Source organism: Oscillospiraceae bacterium (genome assembly GCA_025757985.1).
Taxonomy (GTDB): domain Bacteria; phylum Bacillota; class Clostridia; order Oscillospirales; family Ruminococcaceae; genus Gemmiger.
In genome coordinates, this window is record CP107210.1 from 261,077 (window position 1) to 279,380 (window position 18,304).

At 56.4% G+C, this 18,304-nt stretch carries 27 protein-coding genes and 1 tRNA gene; 12 read left to right on the top strand and 16 right to left on the bottom strand.

Going from position 1 to position 18,304, the window contains the following annotated elements:
* The first annotated feature begins 82 nt into the window (after positions 1 to 82).
* The 5 genes from OGM67_01195 to OGM67_01215 all read left to right on the top strand — a co-directional run bounded on the left by OGM67_01195 (position 83) and on the right by OGM67_01215 (position 4,768).
* Positions 83 to 1,306 (top strand): glucose-1-phosphate adenylyltransferase, encoded by a 1,224-nt coding sequence (locus tag OGM67_01195; protein UYJ34987.1) that lies wholly within the window; start codon positions 83 to 85, stop codon positions 1,304 to 1,306.
* Positions 1,300 to 2,424, top strand: a complete 1,125-nt coding sequence (glgD, locus tag OGM67_01200; protein UYJ34988.1) for a glucose-1-phosphate adenylyltransferase subunit GlgD — start codon at positions 1,300 to 1,302, stop codon at positions 2,422 to 2,424. Before OGM67_01195 ends, glgD begins: the two co-directional genes overlap by 7 nt.
* 162 nt (positions 2,425 to 2,586) lie before the next feature.
* Positions 2,587 to 4,005 carry a glycogen synthase GlgA gene (glgA, locus tag OGM67_01205; GenBank protein ID UYJ34989.1) on the top strand — a complete coding sequence of 473 codons (1,419 nt, stop codon included), beginning with the start codon at positions 2,587 to 2,589 and terminating at the stop codon, positions 4,003 to 4,005.
* Positions 4,006 to 4,162: 157 nt separating this feature from the next.
* Positions 4,163 to 4,249, top strand: a tRNA-Leu gene (locus tag OGM67_01210).
* Between the two features lie 264 nt (positions 4,250 to 4,513).
* Entirely contained in the window at positions 4,514 to 4,768 is a 255-nt protein-coding gene (locus tag OGM67_01215) for a helix-turn-helix transcriptional regulator (protein UYJ34990.1), read from the top strand.
* A 43-nt stretch (positions 4,769 to 4,811) separates the two neighbouring features.
* On the opposite strand, the gene OGM67_01220 is transcribed toward OGM67_01215, so the two are convergent.
* Positions 4,812 to 5,021 (bottom strand): XRE family transcriptional regulator, encoded by a 210-nt coding sequence (locus OGM67_01220; protein UYJ34991.1) that lies wholly within the window; start codon positions 5,019 to 5,021, stop codon positions 4,812 to 4,814.
* 145 nt (positions 5,022 to 5,166) lie between these two features.
* Between OGM67_01220 and OGM67_01225 the strand changes: the two genes are divergently transcribed.
* The 7 genes from OGM67_01225 (at position 5,167) to OGM67_01255 (ending at position 8,021) form a co-directional block, all read left to right on the top strand.
* Positions 5,167 to 5,301 (top strand): hypothetical protein, encoded by a 135-nt coding sequence (locus OGM67_01225; protein ID UYJ34992.1) that lies wholly within the window; start codon positions 5,167 to 5,169, stop codon positions 5,299 to 5,301.
* Between the two features lie 89 nt (positions 5,302 to 5,390).
* On the top strand, positions 5,391 to 5,621 hold the full coding sequence (locus OGM67_01230; GenBank protein UYJ34993.1) for a hypothetical protein: 231 nt from the start codon (positions 5,391 to 5,393) through the stop codon (positions 5,619 to 5,621).
* Between the two features lie 126 nt (positions 5,622 to 5,747).
* Positions 5,748 to 6,326 (top strand): hypothetical protein, encoded by a 579-nt coding sequence (locus OGM67_01235; protein UYJ34994.1) that lies wholly within the window; start codon positions 5,748 to 5,750, stop codon positions 6,324 to 6,326.
* A gap of 14 nt (positions 6,327 to 6,340) precedes the next feature.
* Positions 6,341 to 7,273, top strand: a complete 933-nt coding sequence (locus OGM67_01240; protein ID UYJ34995.1) for an amidoligase family protein — start codon at positions 6,341 to 6,343, stop codon at positions 7,271 to 7,273.
* Between the two features lie 51 nt (positions 7,274 to 7,324).
* The gene (locus OGM67_01245; protein ID UYJ34996.1) at positions 7,325 to 7,516 is read left to right on the top strand and encodes a hypothetical protein; all 192 of its coding nucleotides are present in this window, start codon (positions 7,325 to 7,327) and stop codon (positions 7,514 to 7,516) included.
* Between the two features lie 18 nt (positions 7,517 to 7,534).
* Positions 7,535 to 7,750 carry a hypothetical protein gene (locus OGM67_01250; protein UYJ34997.1) on the top strand — a complete coding sequence of 72 codons (216 nt, stop codon included), beginning with the start codon at positions 7,535 to 7,537 and terminating at the stop codon, positions 7,748 to 7,750.
* A 4-nt stretch (positions 7,751 to 7,754) separates the two neighbouring features.
* Positions 7,755 to 8,021: a hypothetical protein gene (locus OGM67_01255; protein ID UYJ34998.1), complete on the top strand. Its 267-nt coding sequence runs from the start codon at positions 7,755 to 7,757 to the stop codon at positions 8,019 to 8,021.
* Between the two features lie 57 nt (positions 8,022 to 8,078).
* Here the strand turns inward: OGM67_01255 and OGM67_01260 are convergent, their stop codons facing one another.
* The 15 genes from OGM67_01260 to OGM67_01330 form a co-directional block, all read right to left on the bottom strand.
* Positions 8,079 to 8,348: a phage holin gene (locus OGM67_01260; protein ID UYJ34999.1), complete on the bottom strand. Its 270-nt coding sequence runs from the start codon at positions 8,346 to 8,348 to the stop codon at positions 8,079 to 8,081.
* Entirely contained in the window at positions 8,345 to 8,638 is a 294-nt protein-coding gene (locus tag OGM67_01265; protein ID UYJ35000.1) for a hypothetical protein, read from the bottom strand. The genes OGM67_01260 and OGM67_01265 overlap by 4 nt, the downstream gene beginning before the upstream one ends.
* A 16-nt stretch (positions 8,639 to 8,654) precedes the next feature.
* Entirely contained in the window at positions 8,655 to 9,662 is a 1,008-nt protein-coding gene (locus tag OGM67_01270; GenBank protein ID UYJ35001.1) for an N-acetylmuramoyl-L-alanine amidase, read from the bottom strand.
* Positions 9,663 to 9,838: 176 nt separating this feature from the next.
* Complete coding sequence (locus OGM67_01275) at positions 9,839 to 10,924, bottom strand: RNA-directed DNA polymerase (GenBank protein UYJ35002.1); 1,086 nt, start codon at positions 10,922 to 10,924, stop codon at positions 9,839 to 9,841.
* Between the two features lie 310 nt (positions 10,925 to 11,234).
* The gene (gene avd / locus OGM67_01280) at positions 11,235 to 11,585 is read right to left on the bottom strand and encodes a diversity-generating retroelement protein Avd (protein ID UYJ35003.1); all 351 of its coding nucleotides are present in this window, start codon (positions 11,583 to 11,585) and stop codon (positions 11,235 to 11,237) included.
* Positions 11,586 to 11,807: 222 nt separating this feature from the next.
* On the bottom strand, positions 11,808 to 12,896 hold the full coding sequence (locus tag OGM67_01285) for an SUMF1/EgtB/PvdO family nonheme iron enzyme (protein UYJ35004.1): 1,089 nt from the start codon (positions 12,894 to 12,896) through the stop codon (positions 11,808 to 11,810).
* Positions 12,897 to 12,910: 14 nt separating this feature from the next.
* Entirely contained in the window at positions 12,911 to 13,279 is a 369-nt protein-coding gene (locus OGM67_01290) for a hypothetical protein (protein ID UYJ35005.1), read from the bottom strand.
* Positions 13,276 to 13,755, bottom strand: a complete 480-nt coding sequence (locus OGM67_01295) for a hypothetical protein (GenBank protein ID UYJ35006.1) — start codon at positions 13,753 to 13,755, stop codon at positions 13,276 to 13,278. Before OGM67_01295 ends, OGM67_01290 begins: the two co-directional genes overlap by 4 nt.
* Position 13,756: 1 nt before the next feature.
* Positions 13,757 to 14,068, bottom strand: a complete 312-nt coding sequence (locus OGM67_01300; GenBank protein UYJ35007.1) for a hypothetical protein — start codon at positions 14,066 to 14,068, stop codon at positions 13,757 to 13,759.
* A 12-nt stretch (positions 14,069 to 14,080) separates the two neighbouring features.
* Positions 14,081 to 15,001: a phage tail protein I gene (locus OGM67_01305; GenBank protein UYJ35008.1), complete on the bottom strand. Its 921-nt coding sequence runs from the start codon at positions 14,999 to 15,001 to the stop codon at positions 14,081 to 14,083.
* A complete protein-coding gene (locus OGM67_01310) occupies positions 14,988 to 16,160 on the bottom strand; it encodes a baseplate J/gp47 family protein (protein UYJ35009.1) in 1,173 nt (390 codons plus the stop codon). The genes OGM67_01305 and OGM67_01310 overlap by 14 nt, the downstream gene beginning before the upstream one ends.
* Positions 16,153 to 16,473 (bottom strand): hypothetical protein, encoded by a 321-nt coding sequence (locus OGM67_01315; GenBank protein ID UYJ35010.1) that lies wholly within the window; start codon positions 16,471 to 16,473, stop codon positions 16,153 to 16,155. The genes OGM67_01310 and OGM67_01315 overlap by 8 nt, the downstream gene beginning before the upstream one ends.
* A 12-nt stretch (positions 16,474 to 16,485) precedes the next feature.
* Positions 16,486 to 16,884, bottom strand: a complete 399-nt coding sequence (locus OGM67_01320) for a phage tail protein (GenBank protein UYJ35011.1) — start codon at positions 16,882 to 16,884, stop codon at positions 16,486 to 16,488.
* The gene (locus tag OGM67_01325; protein UYJ35012.1) at positions 16,881 to 17,264 is read right to left on the bottom strand and encodes a hypothetical protein; all 384 of its coding nucleotides are present in this window, start codon (positions 17,262 to 17,264) and stop codon (positions 16,881 to 16,883) included. Before OGM67_01325 ends, OGM67_01320 begins: the two co-directional genes overlap by 4 nt.
* On the bottom strand, positions 17,264 to 18,289 hold the full coding sequence (locus OGM67_01330; protein ID UYJ36173.1) for a contractile injection system protein, VgrG/Pvc8 family: 1,026 nt from the start codon (positions 18,287 to 18,289) through the stop codon (positions 17,264 to 17,266). Before OGM67_01330 ends, OGM67_01325 begins: the two co-directional genes overlap by 1 nt.
* Positions 18,290 to 18,304 lie beyond the last annotated feature (15 nt).

Here is an 18,304-nt window from a genome sequence, read left to right on the forward strand (position 1 = left end):
CGCAGCAGGCGGCAGCCGAGAGTATGCGGTAATGTCATAAAGTTAAAAACGGCATACGCCGAAATTTAAGGGGAGAAATCTTATGGCTAAAGAAATGATCGCAATGATCCTGGCAGGCGGCCAAGGCTCACGCCTTTATGCGCTGACCCAAAAGCTCGCCAAGCCGGCCGTTCCGTTTGGCGGAAAATATCGTATCATCGATTTCCCGCTCTCCAACTGTGTCAACTCCGACATTGATACCGTTGGTATTCTGACCCAGTATCAGCCGCTTGTCCTGAATGAGTATATCGGCAACGGCCAGCCTTGGGACCTGGACCGTCTGCACGGCGGCGTACATGTCCTGCCGCCCTACCAGCAGGCCAGCGGCTCTGACTGGTACAAGGGCACCGCCAACGCCATCTATCAGAACCTGTCCTTCATTGACCGCTATGATCCCAAGTATGTCATCATCCTGTCCGGCGACCAGATCTGCAAGCAGGATTACTCTGACTTCCTGCGCTTCCACAAAGAAAAGAACGCAGAATTCTCCGTTGCCGTTATGGAGGTGCCATGGAGCGAGGCTTCCCGCTTCGGCCTGATGGTCACTGACGAGGACGACCGCATCAACGAATTCCAGGAGAAGCCGAAGAACCCGAAGTCCAATCTGGCTTCCATGGGTATCTACATCTTCAACTGGGATATCCTGAAGAAGTACCTGACCGAGGATGAGGCTGACCCCAACTCCGAGAACGATTTCGGCAAGAATGTCATTCCCAACCTGCTGAAGGACGGCCGCCGTATGTACGCCTACCACTTCAGCGGCTACTGGAAGGATGTCGGCACCATCGGCAGCCTGTGGCAGGCCAACATGGAGGTGCTGGACCCCAAGCATTCCGGCATCAACCTGTTCGATGAAAACTGGAAGATCTATTCCCGCAACACCGGTCGTCCCTGCCAGCAGATCGGCAGTGACGCCACCATCGTCAACTCCATGGTATCCGAGGGCTGCAAGGTCAACGGCACGGTCAATAACTCCATCCTGTTCCCCGGCGCCGTTGTGGAAAAGGGTGCCACCGTGGAGGCAGCCGTTGTTATGGGCGGCACTGTCATCAAGGCGGGTGCATCCGTCAAGCACTGCATTGTGGCGGAGAATGTCACGATCGAGGAGGGCGCCACCGTCGGTGCCATGCCGGAGGGCGGCCTGAACATTGCCGAGCCCGGTGATGTGGCTACCGTTGGTTCCGGCGTTGTCATCGGCAAGGGTGCAACGGTCGGCCCCAAGGCAATGGTTTCCAGCGATGTAAAGGATGGTGAGGAACAATGGTAAACAGCAATGTAAACGCTCTTGGCGTCATTTTCGCCAACACCTATGATAACCTCGTTCCCGAACTGGTGGCGGAGCGCTCGATGGCCTCCATCCCCTTCGGCGGACGCTACCGCCTGATTGACTTCACGCTGTCCAGCATGGCCAACGCCGGCATCGACAATGTGTCTGTCATCGTGCGTAAAAACTACCACTCCCTGATGGATCACCTCGGCGCAGGCCGTGAGTGGGACCTGACCCGCAAGCGCGGCGGCCTGAACATTGTGCCTCCCTTTGCAGAGCGCAGCGTCAAGCTGTACTCCGGCCGTGTGGACGCTCTCGAAAGCATCCTGAACTGGCTCGAGGATCAGAAGGAGCGCTATGTCATCCTGTCCGACTCCTACATTGCCATGAACTTTGACTTCGGCAAGCTGGTGGATGCCCATGTCAAGTCCGGCGCTGATGTCACGATGGTCTACAACCGCGCCCCCATCCCCGAGGGTGCCCGCAGTGATAACTACACCATCCGCACCGATGAGAACGGCCGTGTGACCGAGATTCTCTCCAATGACTACCGCATGGGTGAGCAGAACCTCGCCATGAACATCTATGTCATTGAGCGCGAGAGCCTGATCCACCTGATCCACGATGCCTCTGTCCGCGGTCTGGTCTACTTTGAGCGCGACATTCTGGCCCGCAACCTCAAGTTGCTGAATGTCCAGTCCTATGAGTTTGACGGCTATGCGGCCCGCATCTCCGACATGAAGAGCTATTTCGATGAGAATATGCGCCTGCTGCAGGACGGCAGCATGAACGCACTGTTCGGACCGGCCCCCATCTACACCAAGATTCGTGACGATAACCCGACCCGTTATCTGCAGGGCAGCTCCGTCAAGAACAGCCTGCTGGCGGACGGCTGCGTTATCGAGGGCACCGTGGAGAACAGCGTGCTGTTCCGCGGCTGCAAGATCAAGAAGGGCGCTGTCGTCAAGAACTGCGTGCTGATGCAGGATACCGTGGTCGAGCCCAACGCCAATGTTGAGTATGTCGTGACCGACAAGAATGTCCACATCACGGAGGACAAGAAGCTTGCCGGCACCGACACCTTCCCGGTATTTATTGCTAAGAACCACAGCGTATAACCGGTACGCCATCCGCACCGGCGGTCCGCCGCCGGTGTTGGGGGAAAAATAACGCTCATAGAGGTCGAACTCCCTCTCCCCGGAGCCGGCTTTGATGAGAGGGCGGGGGAGAGCAGAAGATTTCCCCCGCCCTCATTTTGTGAAATTCGCACGGAGGTGCTTATGAAAATTCTGTATGCAGCCAGCGAGGCTGCCCCGTTTGCCAAGTCCGGCGGTCTGGCCGATGTTGCGGGCGCTCTGCCCAAGGCACTGGTCCGCGATGGCATTGACGCCCGCGTGGTTATGCCGCTGTACGGTGATCTGAAATTCAAGGATACGCTGACCTATGTCACCAACTTCAGCGTGCCGGTGGGCTGGCGCAGCCAGTACTGCGGTCTGTTCAAGGCCGAGCGCGACGGCGTGGTCTACTACTTCATTGATAATGAGTATTACTTCAAGCGCAGCGGCCTCTACGGCTTCTACGATGACGGCGAGCGCTTCGCCTTCTTCTCCCGCGCCATCCTCGAAATGCTGTTCTACACCGATTTCGAGCCGGACATCATCAACTGCAACGACTGGCAGACCGCGCTGACCCCGGTTTATCTCAACCTGTACTACCGCCATCTGGACAAGTTCAGCCGCATCAAGACGGTCTTTACCATCCACAACATCGCCTATCAGGGCAAGTATGGTCTGGATATTCTGGAGGATACCTGCGGCATCGGTGCCCGCGACGCCCATGTGGTCGAGTATGACGGCTGCGCCAACTTCATGAAGGGCGCGATCGAGTGTGCCGACAAGGTGACAACCGTCAGCCCCACCTACGCACAGGAAATTCTGGATCCGTGGTTCAGCCATGGTCTGGACGGCCTGCTGCGCCAGAAGCAGTATAAGCTGTGCGGCATCCTCAACGGTATTGATGTGGATGTTTTCAACCCCGCGACCGATCCCGACATCGCCAAAAACTACGATGCCGAGACCTTCCAGGATGGAAAGGCAGCCTGCAAGGCCTACCTGCAGGACGAGTTTGGGCTGCATAAGGACGGCAGCCCGGTCATGGCCATGGTTACCCGTCTGGTTGGCCACAAGGGTGTGGATCTGGTTCAGGCCATTGCAGAGGGCCTGCTGCAGCAGGGCATCGAGCTGGTGGTCCTCGGCTCCGGCGAAGCCCAGTACGAGAACTTCTTCAATGAACTGTGCGCCCGCAATCCGGGCCGTGTCGGTGTCTACATCGGCTTCAACGCCAAGCTGGCGCAGGAAATCTACGCCGGCGCAGATATGTTCCTGATGCCGTCCCGCTCCGAGCCCTGCGGTCTGGCGCAGATGGTCTCCTGCCGTTACGGCACGATTCCCATCATCCGCGAGACAGGCGGCCTGAAGGACTCCATCCGCGACTCCGGCGATGGCTACGGCAACGGCTTCACCTTTGCCAACTATAACGCCCACGAGTTGTATGAAGCCTGCTGGCGTGCCAAGGAGGGCTACTGGCAGAAGGATGGCTGGCCCGTGCTGGTCAAGCGCGCAATGGAGTGCGATTTCAGCTGGTCCAACTCCGCCAAGAGCTACGAAGGCCTGTACAACGAGGTCGTAAATCTCTGGTAATCTGCAAATAAAATGCGGTCGTCTGTCAAAAAGCAGACGGCCGCTTTTTTGCGGGAAAAATATCACTTTTTTTGCGAAAAAACGCTTGACATTTACCGGGCGTTTGGCTATAATAATACCTGTCGTCAGGCCAACGGCCAAGACGAAAACAAAATATGCGGATGTGGCGGAACTGGCAGACGCGCTAGATTCAGGTTCTAGTTCCCTTAAAAGAGTGTGGGTTCAAATCCCTTCATCCGCACCAAACGAGAGCAAAACGAACACAAGACAACCGTTAAAATGGTCGGTAATGTGTTCGTTTTGTTTTGTTCTATTCCCTCACTGACTCATTGACAACAAAAAGAGGGGCAATCGCAACAGGTGGAAAAGCTGCGATTGCCCCTCTTTTTTTGTTGTATAAATTGTGAAATTTTTGCGTTAGAATATACCGTTTCCACGCCAAATTCTACCATATTCCTTACAAACCCGTGAGGATTTGATAGAATACGACGTAAAGGAGATAGGTTCTATGATTAGAATTTTACTGTCCACCCGCCTTGGCGAAAGGAAGTGGACGCAAGCGGATCTCGTCCGAGAGACAGGAATCAGGGCTTCTACTATCAACGACCTGTACCACGAAATGACGGACCGGGTCAGTCTGGAGCAGCTCGACCAGATATGCAAAGCGCTGGACTGTGACATCAACGAGATTCTTGTGCGCGAGGAAAAGATAGACGAACGCACACGGCAGCGAATGGGCCCCGCCCCGGAGCGCCGCAAATAATCCTATCCCTTGCCCGGACTGCCATGCGGTTCGGGCTTTTCCTTTACACCTCGGTTCCGTCTGAAAAGCGGAATTTCAGTACCAGTTCCGCGCCGAGAGCGGATGCGATGCTTTCTAATTCCTCGTACTTGAACTTTCCTGTTTTCACACGCTGGTTGAATGCCTGCGGCGTCGTGCCTATCTTGCGGGCAAGCTCAGCCTCTGACATTTTGGCTACTGCCTCGCCCATTCTGATTTTTGTGGAGAAATCCATAGTTATCACCTCGCTATCATTATATAGGAAAACCTTTACCGCGTCAAGGGAAATATTTAAAAAATAAAGGAAAATCTTAAAGAAAACCCTTGACAATATAAAGGAAATCCTGTATAATAAAGATGTTGAAAGGAGGTGAGACAACATGGACAAGCCCGAAACAAAAGAAGCCCTGAAAAAGCTTCTGGAAATCTTGGTCGAACATCCCGAACTGGCAGAACGGATCACGATCACGATAAAGCCCAGCAAGCTGATTCAGGGCAAGCCCACGGAACAGTAATTCCGTAGAAGAGGGGCGGCGGATGGAGCCGCCGCCCCCACTTCTTTGATTATACACACGTATAGCCGATAAAGCAAGGAGAAAATGATATGAATAAGATTCGCAGAAAGAATTTGCAGACCATCATTGACCGGCTGGAGGACATCAAGGCCGACCTCGAAGAAATCACCTACGAGGAAGAAGAATACCGCGACAATATCCCCGAAAACCTCCAGAGCAGCGAAAAGTACGAACGCGCTGATGAAGCGTGTGACAATCTGAACGATGCCGCCGACACGCTCAACGAGGTAATCGACAGCATCACGACCGCAATGGAATAAAAAAGAGTGGCCGCCCCGCTAAGAACGCCACTCCGCACCGCAAATCAATAACGGCGAGCCGGGAGCCTTACCCCGGCCGCCCTCTATTTTATCAGAGTAAGGCAGAAAAGACAAGAGGGAAACAAAATGAAGTACATCGATATCAACCAGAAATTCACCGCTAAAGTCGCCGAGTATATCGCAAAGGGCTACACCATCAACACCGCCACGATGAGCGGCAGTCAGGGCGAGGTTGCCCATGTTGATTTGACGGACGGCAAGCAGGTTGTCCGCGTCCTGCTGGACAGCTTCACCGAGTACGACAGCTTCAACAGCCTGTCCGGTCTGGAAATCGTTGTCGGCACTCCCGCAGACAAGGTCGTTCCCTACGACACCGTCCGCTACAATACTATCTGGAACAACCGACTTGAGGTCATCGAGAGTGAGCGCTTCTACGAAATCGGCTCCAGCAAGCGCCGCGGTAACACATTCTACGGCACGAAAGCAGAGGCAGAACAGGCCGAAGCCCTCAGCGTGGAACGCTACAAGGCAAAGAGCGAGACCAGCCCCTACATCGATCTGACTGACCGCTACCTCCCTCTGGCGGTCAGCATCGTCAAAAAGCGCACAGGCTGCACCCGCGTCCAGAAAGCCAATGTCCGCATCCACAAGGACAGCAAGGGCTATATCGTCAGCTATCGCAATGAACTTTACCGTCTGCACTAAGGGAGGCCACCACAATGATTACCATCCAGAACCAGAACTTCGGCGTTGAAATCGAACTCACCGGCATCACCCGTCAGGCAGCCGCACAGGTCATTGCCGACTACTACGGCACGATAGGCACCCGCTTTATGGGCACGGCCTACAAGACCTACGAGGCCGTAGACAACAAGGGCCGCCGCTGGAAGTGTATGCGGGATGCCTCCATCACCCCACAGCGCCGCGTGAACGGCCATGTTGTGGATGCCAACGACGAGTACAAATGCGAAGTCGTCACTCCGATTCTCCAGTATGAGGACATCCCGGATCTGCAAGCCATCGTCCGCGCCCTCGTCAAAAAGGGCGCTATGGCAAATGCGTCCTGCGGCATCCATGTCCATGTTGACGGCGCAAACCATACGCCCGAAAGTCTTTCCCGCCTGCTGAATTTCGCCACAGGTCGGCAAGACCTGTTCTATGAATCCCTCCAGATTGGAGAACGTGCCGACCAATGGTGCCACAAGATCAGCCCGAAACTGTTCAAGGCCATGAAGAAGCAGGGACGCAGCAGCCGTACCGCAGCCGAGGAAATCTGGTACAGCTCCGTCAATGACGGGTACAGCGGCGGCATCAGCCACGTGCATTACAACCAGACGCGCTACCACGGCATCAACCTACACGCTTTCTTCACCAAGGGCACCGTGGAATTCCGCCTCTTCAACGGCACGACCCACGCGGGCCGTATCAAGGCCTACATCCAATTCTGCTTGGCAATGAGCGCGTGGTCCATCAACTGCGATCACGACAACCTGCACTTCAAGTCCATTGCCGGGTACACTCAGCAGCAGAAACACGACTTGATGATGCGTGTCCTCACAAAGCGCCTTGGGATGCGCGGGCCGGAATTCAAGACAGCCCGCCTCCACCTCACCGCCGCTTTTGAGACAGCCCCCGCCGTGACCGCCGCCTAACATGATACAGCTGTGCTACCGGGCTATACGGGCGCTTGGGAGGAACAAACCATGACACCAGCAGAATACAGACAGCTTATCCGTACCGTTCGCAATGGCCCCTACCAGCTTGGAATTCGCATTGACGGCAAACTTCGTGAAGTGTACGAGTTCGCATCCAAGGCTGACCGGGAACGCTTCATCTTGAGTATCACCCCACCGCGTCCCGGCCAAGAGTTTGAAACATTGGACGCCATCTACTGATTATCGGAGGAAACCGCAATGACGCTGACCGACTTTTTACAGCCCCTCGACCTCGACACCCACATCCGCATGGCCGAGGCAGACGCCGACCTCATCTACTTCGGCCCGGCGGGCGACCTGCCCCTGCCCGTCATGCAGCAGTATGAGGTCATCGAGTGCTGGTCCGAGTGCTACCCGTCCATCGGCGGCATCTGCGGTATCTCCATTATCGTCACAAAAATCAAGGAGGCCTGATACCATGAAATTCACCAACGCCGAGCTCACCGCCCGCATGATTTTTGACCAGAAAAACGGCTGGCCGTTCTGCCCGCGCTGCGGCAAGCCGCTCAAGATCGACCCACAGACCCAGCGGGCCGCCTCCTCAAACGCATTGTCCAGAGAGGTAAGCGGTCTATATATCTGCGATGACTGCGGCTCTGACGAGGCTCTCCGCGCGTTTGCGGGCCTGCCCCTACCGCCGGAAGAGTGGGAGCAGACAAGCCTAATCAATAGCATGTACAAATAAACCACAAAAAGCCCCCCGGCGGGCTACCTGTTGCGGTAGTCAGCCGGGGGGCTCATTTTAATTATAGGGGTTCTGTTTGGGCTCTTCGTAGGTCATCGCCTGCGGGCTGTCGCCGATGCCCGCCGTGGTCGGGTCGGTCACAATGCCGAGGATCGACAGTACGGCAAACACCGCATTGACAACGGCAAGCAGTTTGTTGCCGAGATCACCGAGGTCGAGCGTGTAGCCGAACACGGCAGCCACGACCTGCACCAGCAGCAGTACAGCCGGGATCAGAGCCAGCCAGAACGCCTTGTTTTTGATACGGACGCGCCAGTTGATATTCATGTATATTCCTCCTTTGTGGAATGGTTCGCAGGACAGCCCGGCCCATGCTCCAGAATCTGAATTCTGGTCTCATGGTCGTGCAGCTTGGAGTCCTGCATTTCTTCATGTTCCCACAGCCGCCTGTGGGATGCGTGGTTGCTCGCCGACACATCCGTCAGCCTTTCGTCCAAGGTGTCGAATTTGTCGTTGAGCTTGGTCAAGGTGGTGTTCAGTCGAATCATAGGCGCGGTCACAGTGCCAAGCAAACCCAGCAGCACAACAATCACGCCCACAACGCCCCATTCGGTCATTGCCTCCACCTCCCAACTATGCAGCGGTCTTGTACTCGATGGCAGCCTTTTTGCACAGGGTGGTGACATGCTCGGCATCGCCCGCGCTGATCTGACCGATTTCGATGTACTGCGCCGTCTTGGCGGCATCAATGTACCTGCTGCGGTAGTAGCCAGGGGCAACGAGGTCAAGCTGCTGGGCCAGATTGTACACCGCCATGGCCTGCACATTGCTGGCGTAGTCGATGACGATCTTTGTCAGGCCGCGGCTGTCGGTGGTCTGGTCACGCAGCCCGGCGCCAGCCTTGGCATCGTCCACACTAATCCAGCCAGTGACCTTGCCGTACTTGCCCACATTGCTGGTGCTGTTGGTAATGCGCACACGGCCATTGACCACCTCGGTGCCCCACAGGTAATAGGTGCCCGTGCGCACCCCGGCGATAGCCAGCGAAGCACTGGCGATGTACAGGTTGGCGCGCTCCAGATGCAGTGCCATCCCCGCCCGCAGGGCATCGCCCACCACGGTAACGCCACCGGCCAGCCGCTTGTTGACCTCCTTGGCCAGCCAGCTGAACTTGCCGCCAAGGTACGGGCCAGGGCAAGCGGTGCTGGTAAAGTAGCTGTGCTTGGTAAGGTTGCCGCGGGCATCGCCGGTGTAGTTGAGACCATTCTTCAGCGCGGGGTTGCGCTGGCAGATGTCCACGCACAGTTTTACCAGCGCCTCCAGCGCTGCATCAGAGACATGCCACTGCCCGCCAATCTGGTCGTTGGCAACCTCCACGGTAATGGCCCTGTGGTCGTTGGCAGGGCTGCTGCTGCACCAACTGCGGTCTGCCTCGTGGCACAGCAGCGCAATACCGCCGTCACTGGAAATCGCATAGTTGCTGGACATCTGGCGGCTGGGCTTGGCCTCCATGGCAGCGATCTGCTCCAGCGTCAGATTGCCCGCCATGTGGTGCGGGGTGATTTTGCTGACAGCGTACTTGCGTGGGCGGTTGCAGTTGGGCGAAATGCAAGTCAGGTCTACGAAAGAGCAATCACTCATCGTCCTCAACCCCCTTGCCGTTGCTGGTCTCAGCATCGCATTCAGCAGTGATGTCAACGCCGTTTTCAAGTTCCTTGTCGGTCATGGTCTGTCGCTCCTCTCGGTAAAAATTTGTATAAAAAATCGGCAGCCCTGCCGCAGTGGCTGGGTTGCCGATTTCTTATTGAGTTGTCGCCCTACGCTTCAAGCGCGGGCCGGGATAGTACGAATTCATCCAGCATCTTTTCAAGGAAAGCATCGCTGGTAACATCCTTGAATAGCCCCCGGTAGCTGGTGATGACGCTCAACGCATAGTCAAGATCAGTCTCACCCGCAGCATAGGCATCCTGCACATACCGTAAGTGCTTTTTCATGCCGAGGGTGGTCTGCCGGCGCAGTTCAATTTTGACCGGGCTGATTTTCCGCCCCACGAATTCCACCGGGTTTCCGATGGGAATGACGGCGGTTTTCTGGTTCAGATTCAGCCCAAGGTTTGTTTGCAGGTAGTTGTCCACTTCCTCCACAAGTTCCCACGCGGCGGCCTTGCCCTCGATGATTGCACCCATATCGTCCATGTACCGGGCGTAATACGGCGCACACAACTCCCGCTTGATGTAGTGATCCGCAGGTGTCATAACCACATTGGCCGTCATCTGCGATACCAAACTGCCCACCTGCATCCCGCGGCCCGCAATGCGTTCCGCTGTGGTAACATCGGTGCAGTACAGCGGCAGCCCCAGCGGGCGGCCATCGCAGCGGATAGCGCGTTCAAAGAACCACATCATGTCGGCATCATCCAGCGGGCGGCCCAGTTCCCGCAGCTGTACTTCGGTAGGAATACGAAAGAAGAACTTTGTAATGTCCATCTTCACAAAGTACCAGTCGCCGGGTTTGGCCGCAGCCTCTCGCATCCAGCCCTGTATCGTGTTTGCACACCGCACAGGGCCCTTACCGGGAACGCTGCCATAACTGTGTTCGTAGAACGACTTGCTGTAAATCGGCCACGTCACATTGTACGCAGCGCAGTTTACAACGCGGTCATAGAAAGGCAGGCTGCTGATGATTCGTTTCTTGGGGTAATACTCATAAAATTGGTGAAGCGGCCCTGTCTGGTACTCATGCCATTGAAGCCGATTCACCGCATCGATCAAATTATCCTCAAGGAGATTGGTGTACTCAAGCACACAATCCTGATAGCGCTTATGTTTTCGCGCCAGCAAATAACCATCATACATATTGTCGAAGGTTGCAAACTGCTCAAAAATATGTCTGTGTTTTTCCAATCTAAAGCCACTCCTTGAGGTTCGCAGCCCCGCAGGTGCCGTATGGCGGTATGCCATCGGAACACCGGCAAAGCTGCTAAAATTTTAAGGCCGCAGCTTTTACTCTGCAACCAAGGAGACCAGCCCCTTTATCCCTCTGTACTGAGAGCAAGCCCGCGAGCTTGCAATATCTGACTATGAGGTAAAGCGGCGCGGAAGCCAATGTTCGCCCTCGAATTCGAGCGCGGGTTGTTGCCGTTGAACGAAGCCAAGCCATAGGAAGAGTTGTTCCAGTTGCCGCCCGAATAGAAAGCGCGTCACGGCTGATACCCTATGTCTTCGGCTGGCTCTTGATGGTTTTAAGCCAACCGCCGAGCATCTTTCCGATTTCGACTGCCATGCCGCTCCAGACCTCGTACTTTTTCATCGGAAGAAAGCCGAGTTCATGGCTCAACCGCAGGTAGGCCCGCAGCTTTGCCACTTCCACATCCAGATCCTGCAAGGTAGTCTTTTTGTAGTATTTCTTCTGCGCCTCAATCGTGCGCTCCAGCATGGTGTCCATGCAGCGCTTAATGTCGGTGCAGAGAGCAAACTTTTCAGACTTCGGATACTGCGCAAGGGCTCCGTACCCATACTGCATCATGTCAAAGACTTTCTGCATGATTTTAAGTTCTTCGGCCATTGTCAGCACCTCCAGCCCACAGGGCATTATATAGCTTTTTCCCGCCCGGCGGGTCGTTTTGGTAGATTCTGTCGGAAAAATCGCAGAAAATACCCAAAATCCGAAAAATCAATTTTATAAACCGGCCCCTTCGGGGCCGGACTGAGGAAATCTCTGTGCGCGGCTATCCCGCAATCGCTCTGCTGCCCAAGACCGCGCTATCGCGCGGTCTCCAGTGCGCAGTTACGCAGTGGGCAGTTTTACAAAAGCGGCGCGGAAGCCAAAGTACGCCCCCGAAGCCGAGCGCGGGTTGCGGCCGTTGAACGAAGCCAAGCCATAGGAAGAGCTGATCCAGGAGCCGCCCGAAAAGAAAGCGCGCTCGGCATCGAGGTTGCGGAACCAGCACTGGTGACCCGCCTTAGCGCACAAATCTGTGGCCTTGTACGGCAGCATACCAAGGCACTGCAATACCAGCTTGGCGGCATCACTGATCGTGCTGTCACAGGTGATAGCAGCAAAGCTGCAGCTCGGCCAGTCGGAATCTTTGTTGCGGGTGGTAATGGTCTTGGACCACTGGATGTGCCCGCTGACGATGTCCAGCTTGACGGAGTTGGCTGTAGTGCCGCTGCCGTCCGGGGCGATGTAGCTGCCGTCATCAGCGCTGATAGCCATCCACTTGGTGCTGCTGGTGCCTTGCGAGTTGGCAGCGTCTGCGCCATTGTTGTTGGCCATGACCTGCAGCTCGCCGTACACAGTGCGGACACCACCGGCCCACTCCCACACATCGCCGACAAGGTCAGCAATACCGCTGGGGCTGTTGTCGTGGTACCAAGTCAGCGGTCCGGTGCCGGTAGCGGTGCGTCCGGTCTTGCCGCTGTCGTCATAGGTCTTGATAGCCTTGTAGAACTGCTCCGAACTGTGCTTGCCGTAGTTGTTGTTGCCCAGCGGGATAAAGCCCTGCATCTCGCAGATGCGCATCAGCAGACCCCACTCCATGCGGGTCATGCAGTGCCAGCCGTCACCTTTTGCCTCGCAGTAGCTGCGGGCCTGGTCAAAGTTCATGCTTGCGGCAGGGTCAACGCCGGGCAGACTGTACGCACGGCCATTCTGCACGATGTTCAGATACTTGGAGATGTAGATTTCGTCCACTTCCTGCCCGTTGATGATAAACGCCGGGAACAGTGCGGTGGATTCGCCCATACCCAGCTGGGCATAGGTCATCTTCGGGATGCGGACCATAACGCTGGGCTTGCCGGCGTTGTCCAGCAGGATCTCATTGTTCGGGCAGACCGCTTTCAGTGCGGTTGCCATCAGGTCAAAATTATCAGCCATAGGGGTTTACCTCCTTACTCGATGCTCCACAGCGTCAGCGTCACGGTGTTCATGTCCAACGGCAGCGGCTCCCTTGCGGTTGTCTGCTGCGGGGTATGGCTACCGTCTGCATCGTCTGCCGCCTCGCCGGTGGTCGTCTCCGCCGACGTGGCAGGCACTTCCTTGTACTGGCGGGGCGGGATGTCGATCTGGGCTACATAGCTGCGCCCGGCAGCAGCGCCGATGCACAGCGCCCCGTCCTCGTCAAAGCACACATCAATGTGTACGGCGTAGTCTTCCTCGCGTTTGGCAAGGTTCAGGGTCAGGTCATCGTCAAAGGTGATCTTAGTCTTGTTCACCTCGTAGTCGATTTTCTGGCCGGGGTTCTTCTCAACGATAATCATTTCATGTACCCTCCGATCACTATGTAGTTGATGGTGGCAGCAGTGGCGCTGCCGGTGTAGGCGACCTTAAAGCCGTTGGACAACTTGTCGCTAACCTCGATCTGACCGAGGTTGCCTTTCACATTGCTGGCCTCGGTGATGACGATATAGTCACGGCTGGGGCGCTGCATCTGCAAGGCCACAGTCTTCTGACTGTTGTTGAACGGGTACGGCTTGGCGGTGTTCGTCAGATTGATGCTGCCGCGCTCCACATCCCAGCCCATCTGGCGGGCGTAGTTCAGCAGCAGGCCATAGCAGGCAAACAACTCCCAAATGCCGTCCTCTTGGTTGGTAAAATGTGCCGCATCCTGCGGCGTACCCTGCTGCATCACAGTGCCGGCGCGGGTGATCTGGTAGGTGCCGTCATCGTTCTTCGTGATGTTGAAGCAGTTGCTCGGATTCGTCACATGGTCTTTCCACGGGGTAGGATTATACATTTCATTTCACCTCCTGCTCGGTCACGGTAAAGTCGAACCAGTACAAGATGCCCGTCTGCCCGGTGTTGACCGTGATGCTGCAATCCTGATGCGCCCACAGGGCGTTGTCAGAGTTGTACAGCTCCACGCGGGTCACGGTCAGCGGGGTGCTCTCGGCACTGATGGTCAGCTGTGCCCGCACCGTGCCGTTAGGCAGCACCGCCACATCGGACAGGTCCGTTTTGATGTAGGTATTGCCGACACGGTACTTGGCATAAGCGACACGCCGCTTGATGTAGTTCCGCAGGTCGGTAAACCCTGCACTGTCAATCATGGGTCATACCTCCTAAAAAAGTGATCCCGGCTCCAGCCCGCAGGGGGTAGCCTCGAAGCCCGCGCTCCCGCTGGCTGTGTCGGTCATAAGTACGCCGTCAAGGATAGACCCCTGCACTGCCGCAGCGGGGTGTGTACCCACCGTGGCATAGCCCGTCATTGGGCTTGTATAGGTCTGTCCATCTTCGGCTGTGGCAACGGCCACATTTTCCCCGGCGATAACGCCCTGCACGGCAGGAGCCGGGAATGTGCCGGCAGTCGGCTGGCCTGTCAGCGGCATGGTGTACGCCTCGCCGCCGTGCTCGGTCTCCACCACTACAGGGAAATTGTAGATAGCTCCCTCCCTGGCCTGCACCGGATAGGTACCGCACAGGCGGGCCGTGTACACGCACCATCCGCAGCCTGTGCGGATCTCGAAACGGTGTGTGCTGCGGAACATGATGCCGTCCAGATGGCTGCGCAGACTTTTGTACAGGTTTACCGCCCGCAAAAGGTCTGTGTTGTTCACCGGCACGGCGGGGGTCGATGCGTCCAGTACAATGCGGAATGTGTAGGGGTTGCCGCCCTCCACATAGTCGAACCATTCTTCCACGATGCTCTTGGGGTACACCGATTGAATGGCCGCCTCAACAGCGCCCTTGGTGCCAAGGTGACGGTGGATATAGAAGCTGGATTTCAGCAGTGCCCGCTTCGTTTCCAGCGGGTAGTCATAGCCGTACCAGTCCACCTTGAAATCGTAGGCCAGTATGTCCAGCAGTGCTTCATCCAGTTCGTCAATGCGGGGATAGATGGCCGCTTTCTCGATCTCGCTCATGCGGTCCGAAAGTTCTTCAGCCACAACCTGCCCCAGCGCTATCATGCGCCTGTCATTGCGCAGTACGGGCGGCAGCGCCCGCAGGAACTCCTCGGCGGTGGGGGTATTACTCATCTTCATACCCTCCGCTCGTCACGGTGCGGCCACGCAACTTACCAACCTGCGGCACGGTATCCGTCAGGTCGGCCAGCGCCACACGCCCGCTGGCATCGGTAGCCACATTGCCGCTGCGCAGCTCTGTGTAGACAGGGCTGCGGATAACAACGCGCTTTACACCGTTCACCATCATACGGTGGGTCAGTTCGCTGGGGTTGATGTCCCGGCCCAGCTTGCCGGCCTGCCATTTCACATAGGCATCCACGGCGGCGTTGACCTCGCTCTGCACATCAGCGGCAGACGGGCCGCCGCGGTTCAGATAGTAGGTCGTGTCAATATCGTACTCCACCGTTTCGGGGTCTTCCACCAGTACATGGTCGGTCAGCGGGCGGGTTTCATCGGCGTTGCAGGCAGCCAGCACGGCATTCTTTACTTCCTGCCCGGCAATCGTGCCGTCTTCCATCAGAACATAGATGCGCACCTCGCCGGGGGTCGGGCTGTTGGGCAGCACATCGGCAATGTCATTGCTCACGGCTTTGGCCTTGGCAATGTAGCCGCCTTTCGGCCCGGCAGTGGAATAGTTGTCCTCACTCTGGCGCAGCTGCTCGTAGAACTCGTCATCGGTGGGGGCATCGCTGCCGCCGCCGCTCTCGGTCAGGTTGGTGCAGCTGGTGTAGTAGTCGAACACATCCACAATGGTGGCGATCTGGCCTGCAAGGTAGCCGTTTCCCGCTGTGCCGGCAGTCATGCACTCGGCTGTCACATCGCCGTGGGTCTGCCCGGCTGCAATGTAGCGGTCCTCCACGGTAGCCCAGAACATATTCTGCCCATTGCTCACGCGCGTACCTTTCGGGATCAGCACAGCGCTGGTCTGCGCCTCGCTGATATTAAACCGCATCGTCACGGTGGAGGAGGTCGCGGCCGGGCGCGTATGCTGGTAGAACAACTCGCCCAGGGCATCAAGGTTCGCGCCCTCGGCGCGGCTCGGTATGTTCTGGTTTCCCGCATGGTTCAGATACACCCTTTCCTGCAAAATGATGCTTGCGACCCATGCAATAAAAATGCGTTCCGGGCTGCTGGGCTGGGCGCTGTGGCCGACAATAGCCTCATAGGCATCCACGAGCGCGGCCTCCAGCTTGGTCGTGTCGGTGTCCACGAACTGATACAAGGGGTTTCTACTCATCTCGGATATTCACCTCCACGGTTGGGATTAGATGCGCCGGGTCGTTCGGGTCAATCTCAAAGGTCGCCTGCACAAACTCGGCGCGGGGCTCGCCCTCCTCTATGGCTTCTTTGAGGTCTGCCACCATCAGTGTAGGGGCAACCGTAATCGGCTTGTCGATCCAGCTCCCCGTCAGGCCGATGCCCCGGTGCAGGGGTATGTCGCCCTTGCGGGTCTGGATGATGCACTTGATGTTCTGCAGCACGCTTGTTACGGTGTCGGTGCAGTTCAAAAGCAGTTCATCGTCCGGCAGGGCGCTCACAAGGTAACTCATTTTCAGCCCTCCTTACTGCGCCAGATATTCCATCAAGGTCACACTGACGGTGCAGTGCGTCCATGTTCCGTCCTTGTCGGTGTGCTTCATCTTGATGGCCATACTCTTGATTACCCAGCGCCATTTCCCGTACACGGTCCGGCCCAGCACCATGGATACCGGCTGTCCGCTGCGGATGTAGCCCCACAGTATGTTGATGGCACTCTGCGGATACACGCCCAGATACTCGGACAACTCAATATCAAAGGTGAGCTGGTCGGGGTCCATGCCGGTGTACTCGAGGCAGGCACTGTTGTTGTGGCGCTGGTGGATGGCGTACCGGGTGGATGCGCTCTCCACAAAGTTGCTTACGGTCAACACCGTATCAGAGCTGACCTGAAAGATAAGGTCTCCAAGGCAGCCGACAATCATGTTTTAATCGCCCCCAGTATCACACCATCGCCGTTAAAGGTCGGCAGATACAGGCACGCCACGGTCTCATTGACCTTTGGCAGCCAGTAGTTCACCTTGGCCCCATGACTGTGAGCGGTTTCATAGCTGGTATGCACCTTGCCCTCACTGTCTGTCCATGTGGTCGGCGTTTTGGTGGTATTTTTCACTGTGCAGTCACCGTCAACATCGTGGTCGTGCTTGCCGGCAGTGGCAACTGTAACAATTTCCCCGGTTCGCTGCAAAACAGGCAGCCAGCCGGATACGATGTTCTCGTCCTTGAAAATGACGCGGGCGGCCAGATTGGCCTTATCGACAGCCGACACGGTGCCGATACGCAGTCTGGTTACTTCATCAGCCATCAATATCCCTCCAGTATCCTGCGGCCTGTAACGGTTGTTGTAAAGCCGTTTTCGTTGATTGTGTGCTTTGCCTGTGTGCAGATATAGCGTCCATCCCAAAAGCCGTAGCCTTTGACACGGATACCCACACCGGCCACATACCAAACATGGCCTGTGTGGGTAAACTGTACTGTCTTAGAAAATTTGTTGTGCAGCCGAAGGTGCTTTTCAGCCATCGTTTTGGCTTCGGCCACACTGCCGACCTTGGCGTAGAGTTCCAACTGCTGGTTAGTCTTGGCGTCCTCGTCATAGTCTTCGGTGTAGGCCGTGTACTCAATGCAGGCACCTGTGGCGGGCTCAACATAGCTCACACGGCAGCTGGCGTACTTGGTGTCGGCAGTCTTGGTGTCCAACTTCCACTTGGTAAAGCTGGTATCGCGGTAATCCGCCTCAATCACAACAGGCCGCTGCTCGTAGTCGCTCTGGTCGTAGATGACCAGCTTGCCCTTGGTAGCCTTGATATTCAGCCCCGCATTGGTGCAGAGCCGCTGCAAAAAGGTGATGTCGCTGGTCTTGCTTTGCTCCACGCGGTCATAAAAGGGGTCGTTCGGCGTATCGAAGAAATATCCCATGCCGTTCGCCCCTGCAATTTCTGCAAGGATTGCGGACAGGCTGTAATTTTCCCACGCCTTGGATTTTTTGGTCTGGCGTATCTGGCTCGTAAACGGCAGGCTGCATGCCTTGATGGTCACCGTGTTCGGCGGGCCGGACAACGAGACGGAATCAAGCTCAAATTCGCCGCAGTCGAGGAACTCCTCCACATCGTAGCCGTTCCAGTAGTTTATCCAGATCTTGGCACGGATTTTCAAGGCATCCCCGGCAGCGGCGTTCACCATTTCGTTCAGCCAGCTTTTCATCCAGATTTTATCGCGGTCCTGCAAAGTGACCTGCAAATCATCGGATACGCCGTCATCGTTGTCGGTGTAGGTCGCGGTCAAAAAATACGGCGCTATATCATCGCTGATATTCACGCCGTCAAACCACATCAGCAACTTGCTGCG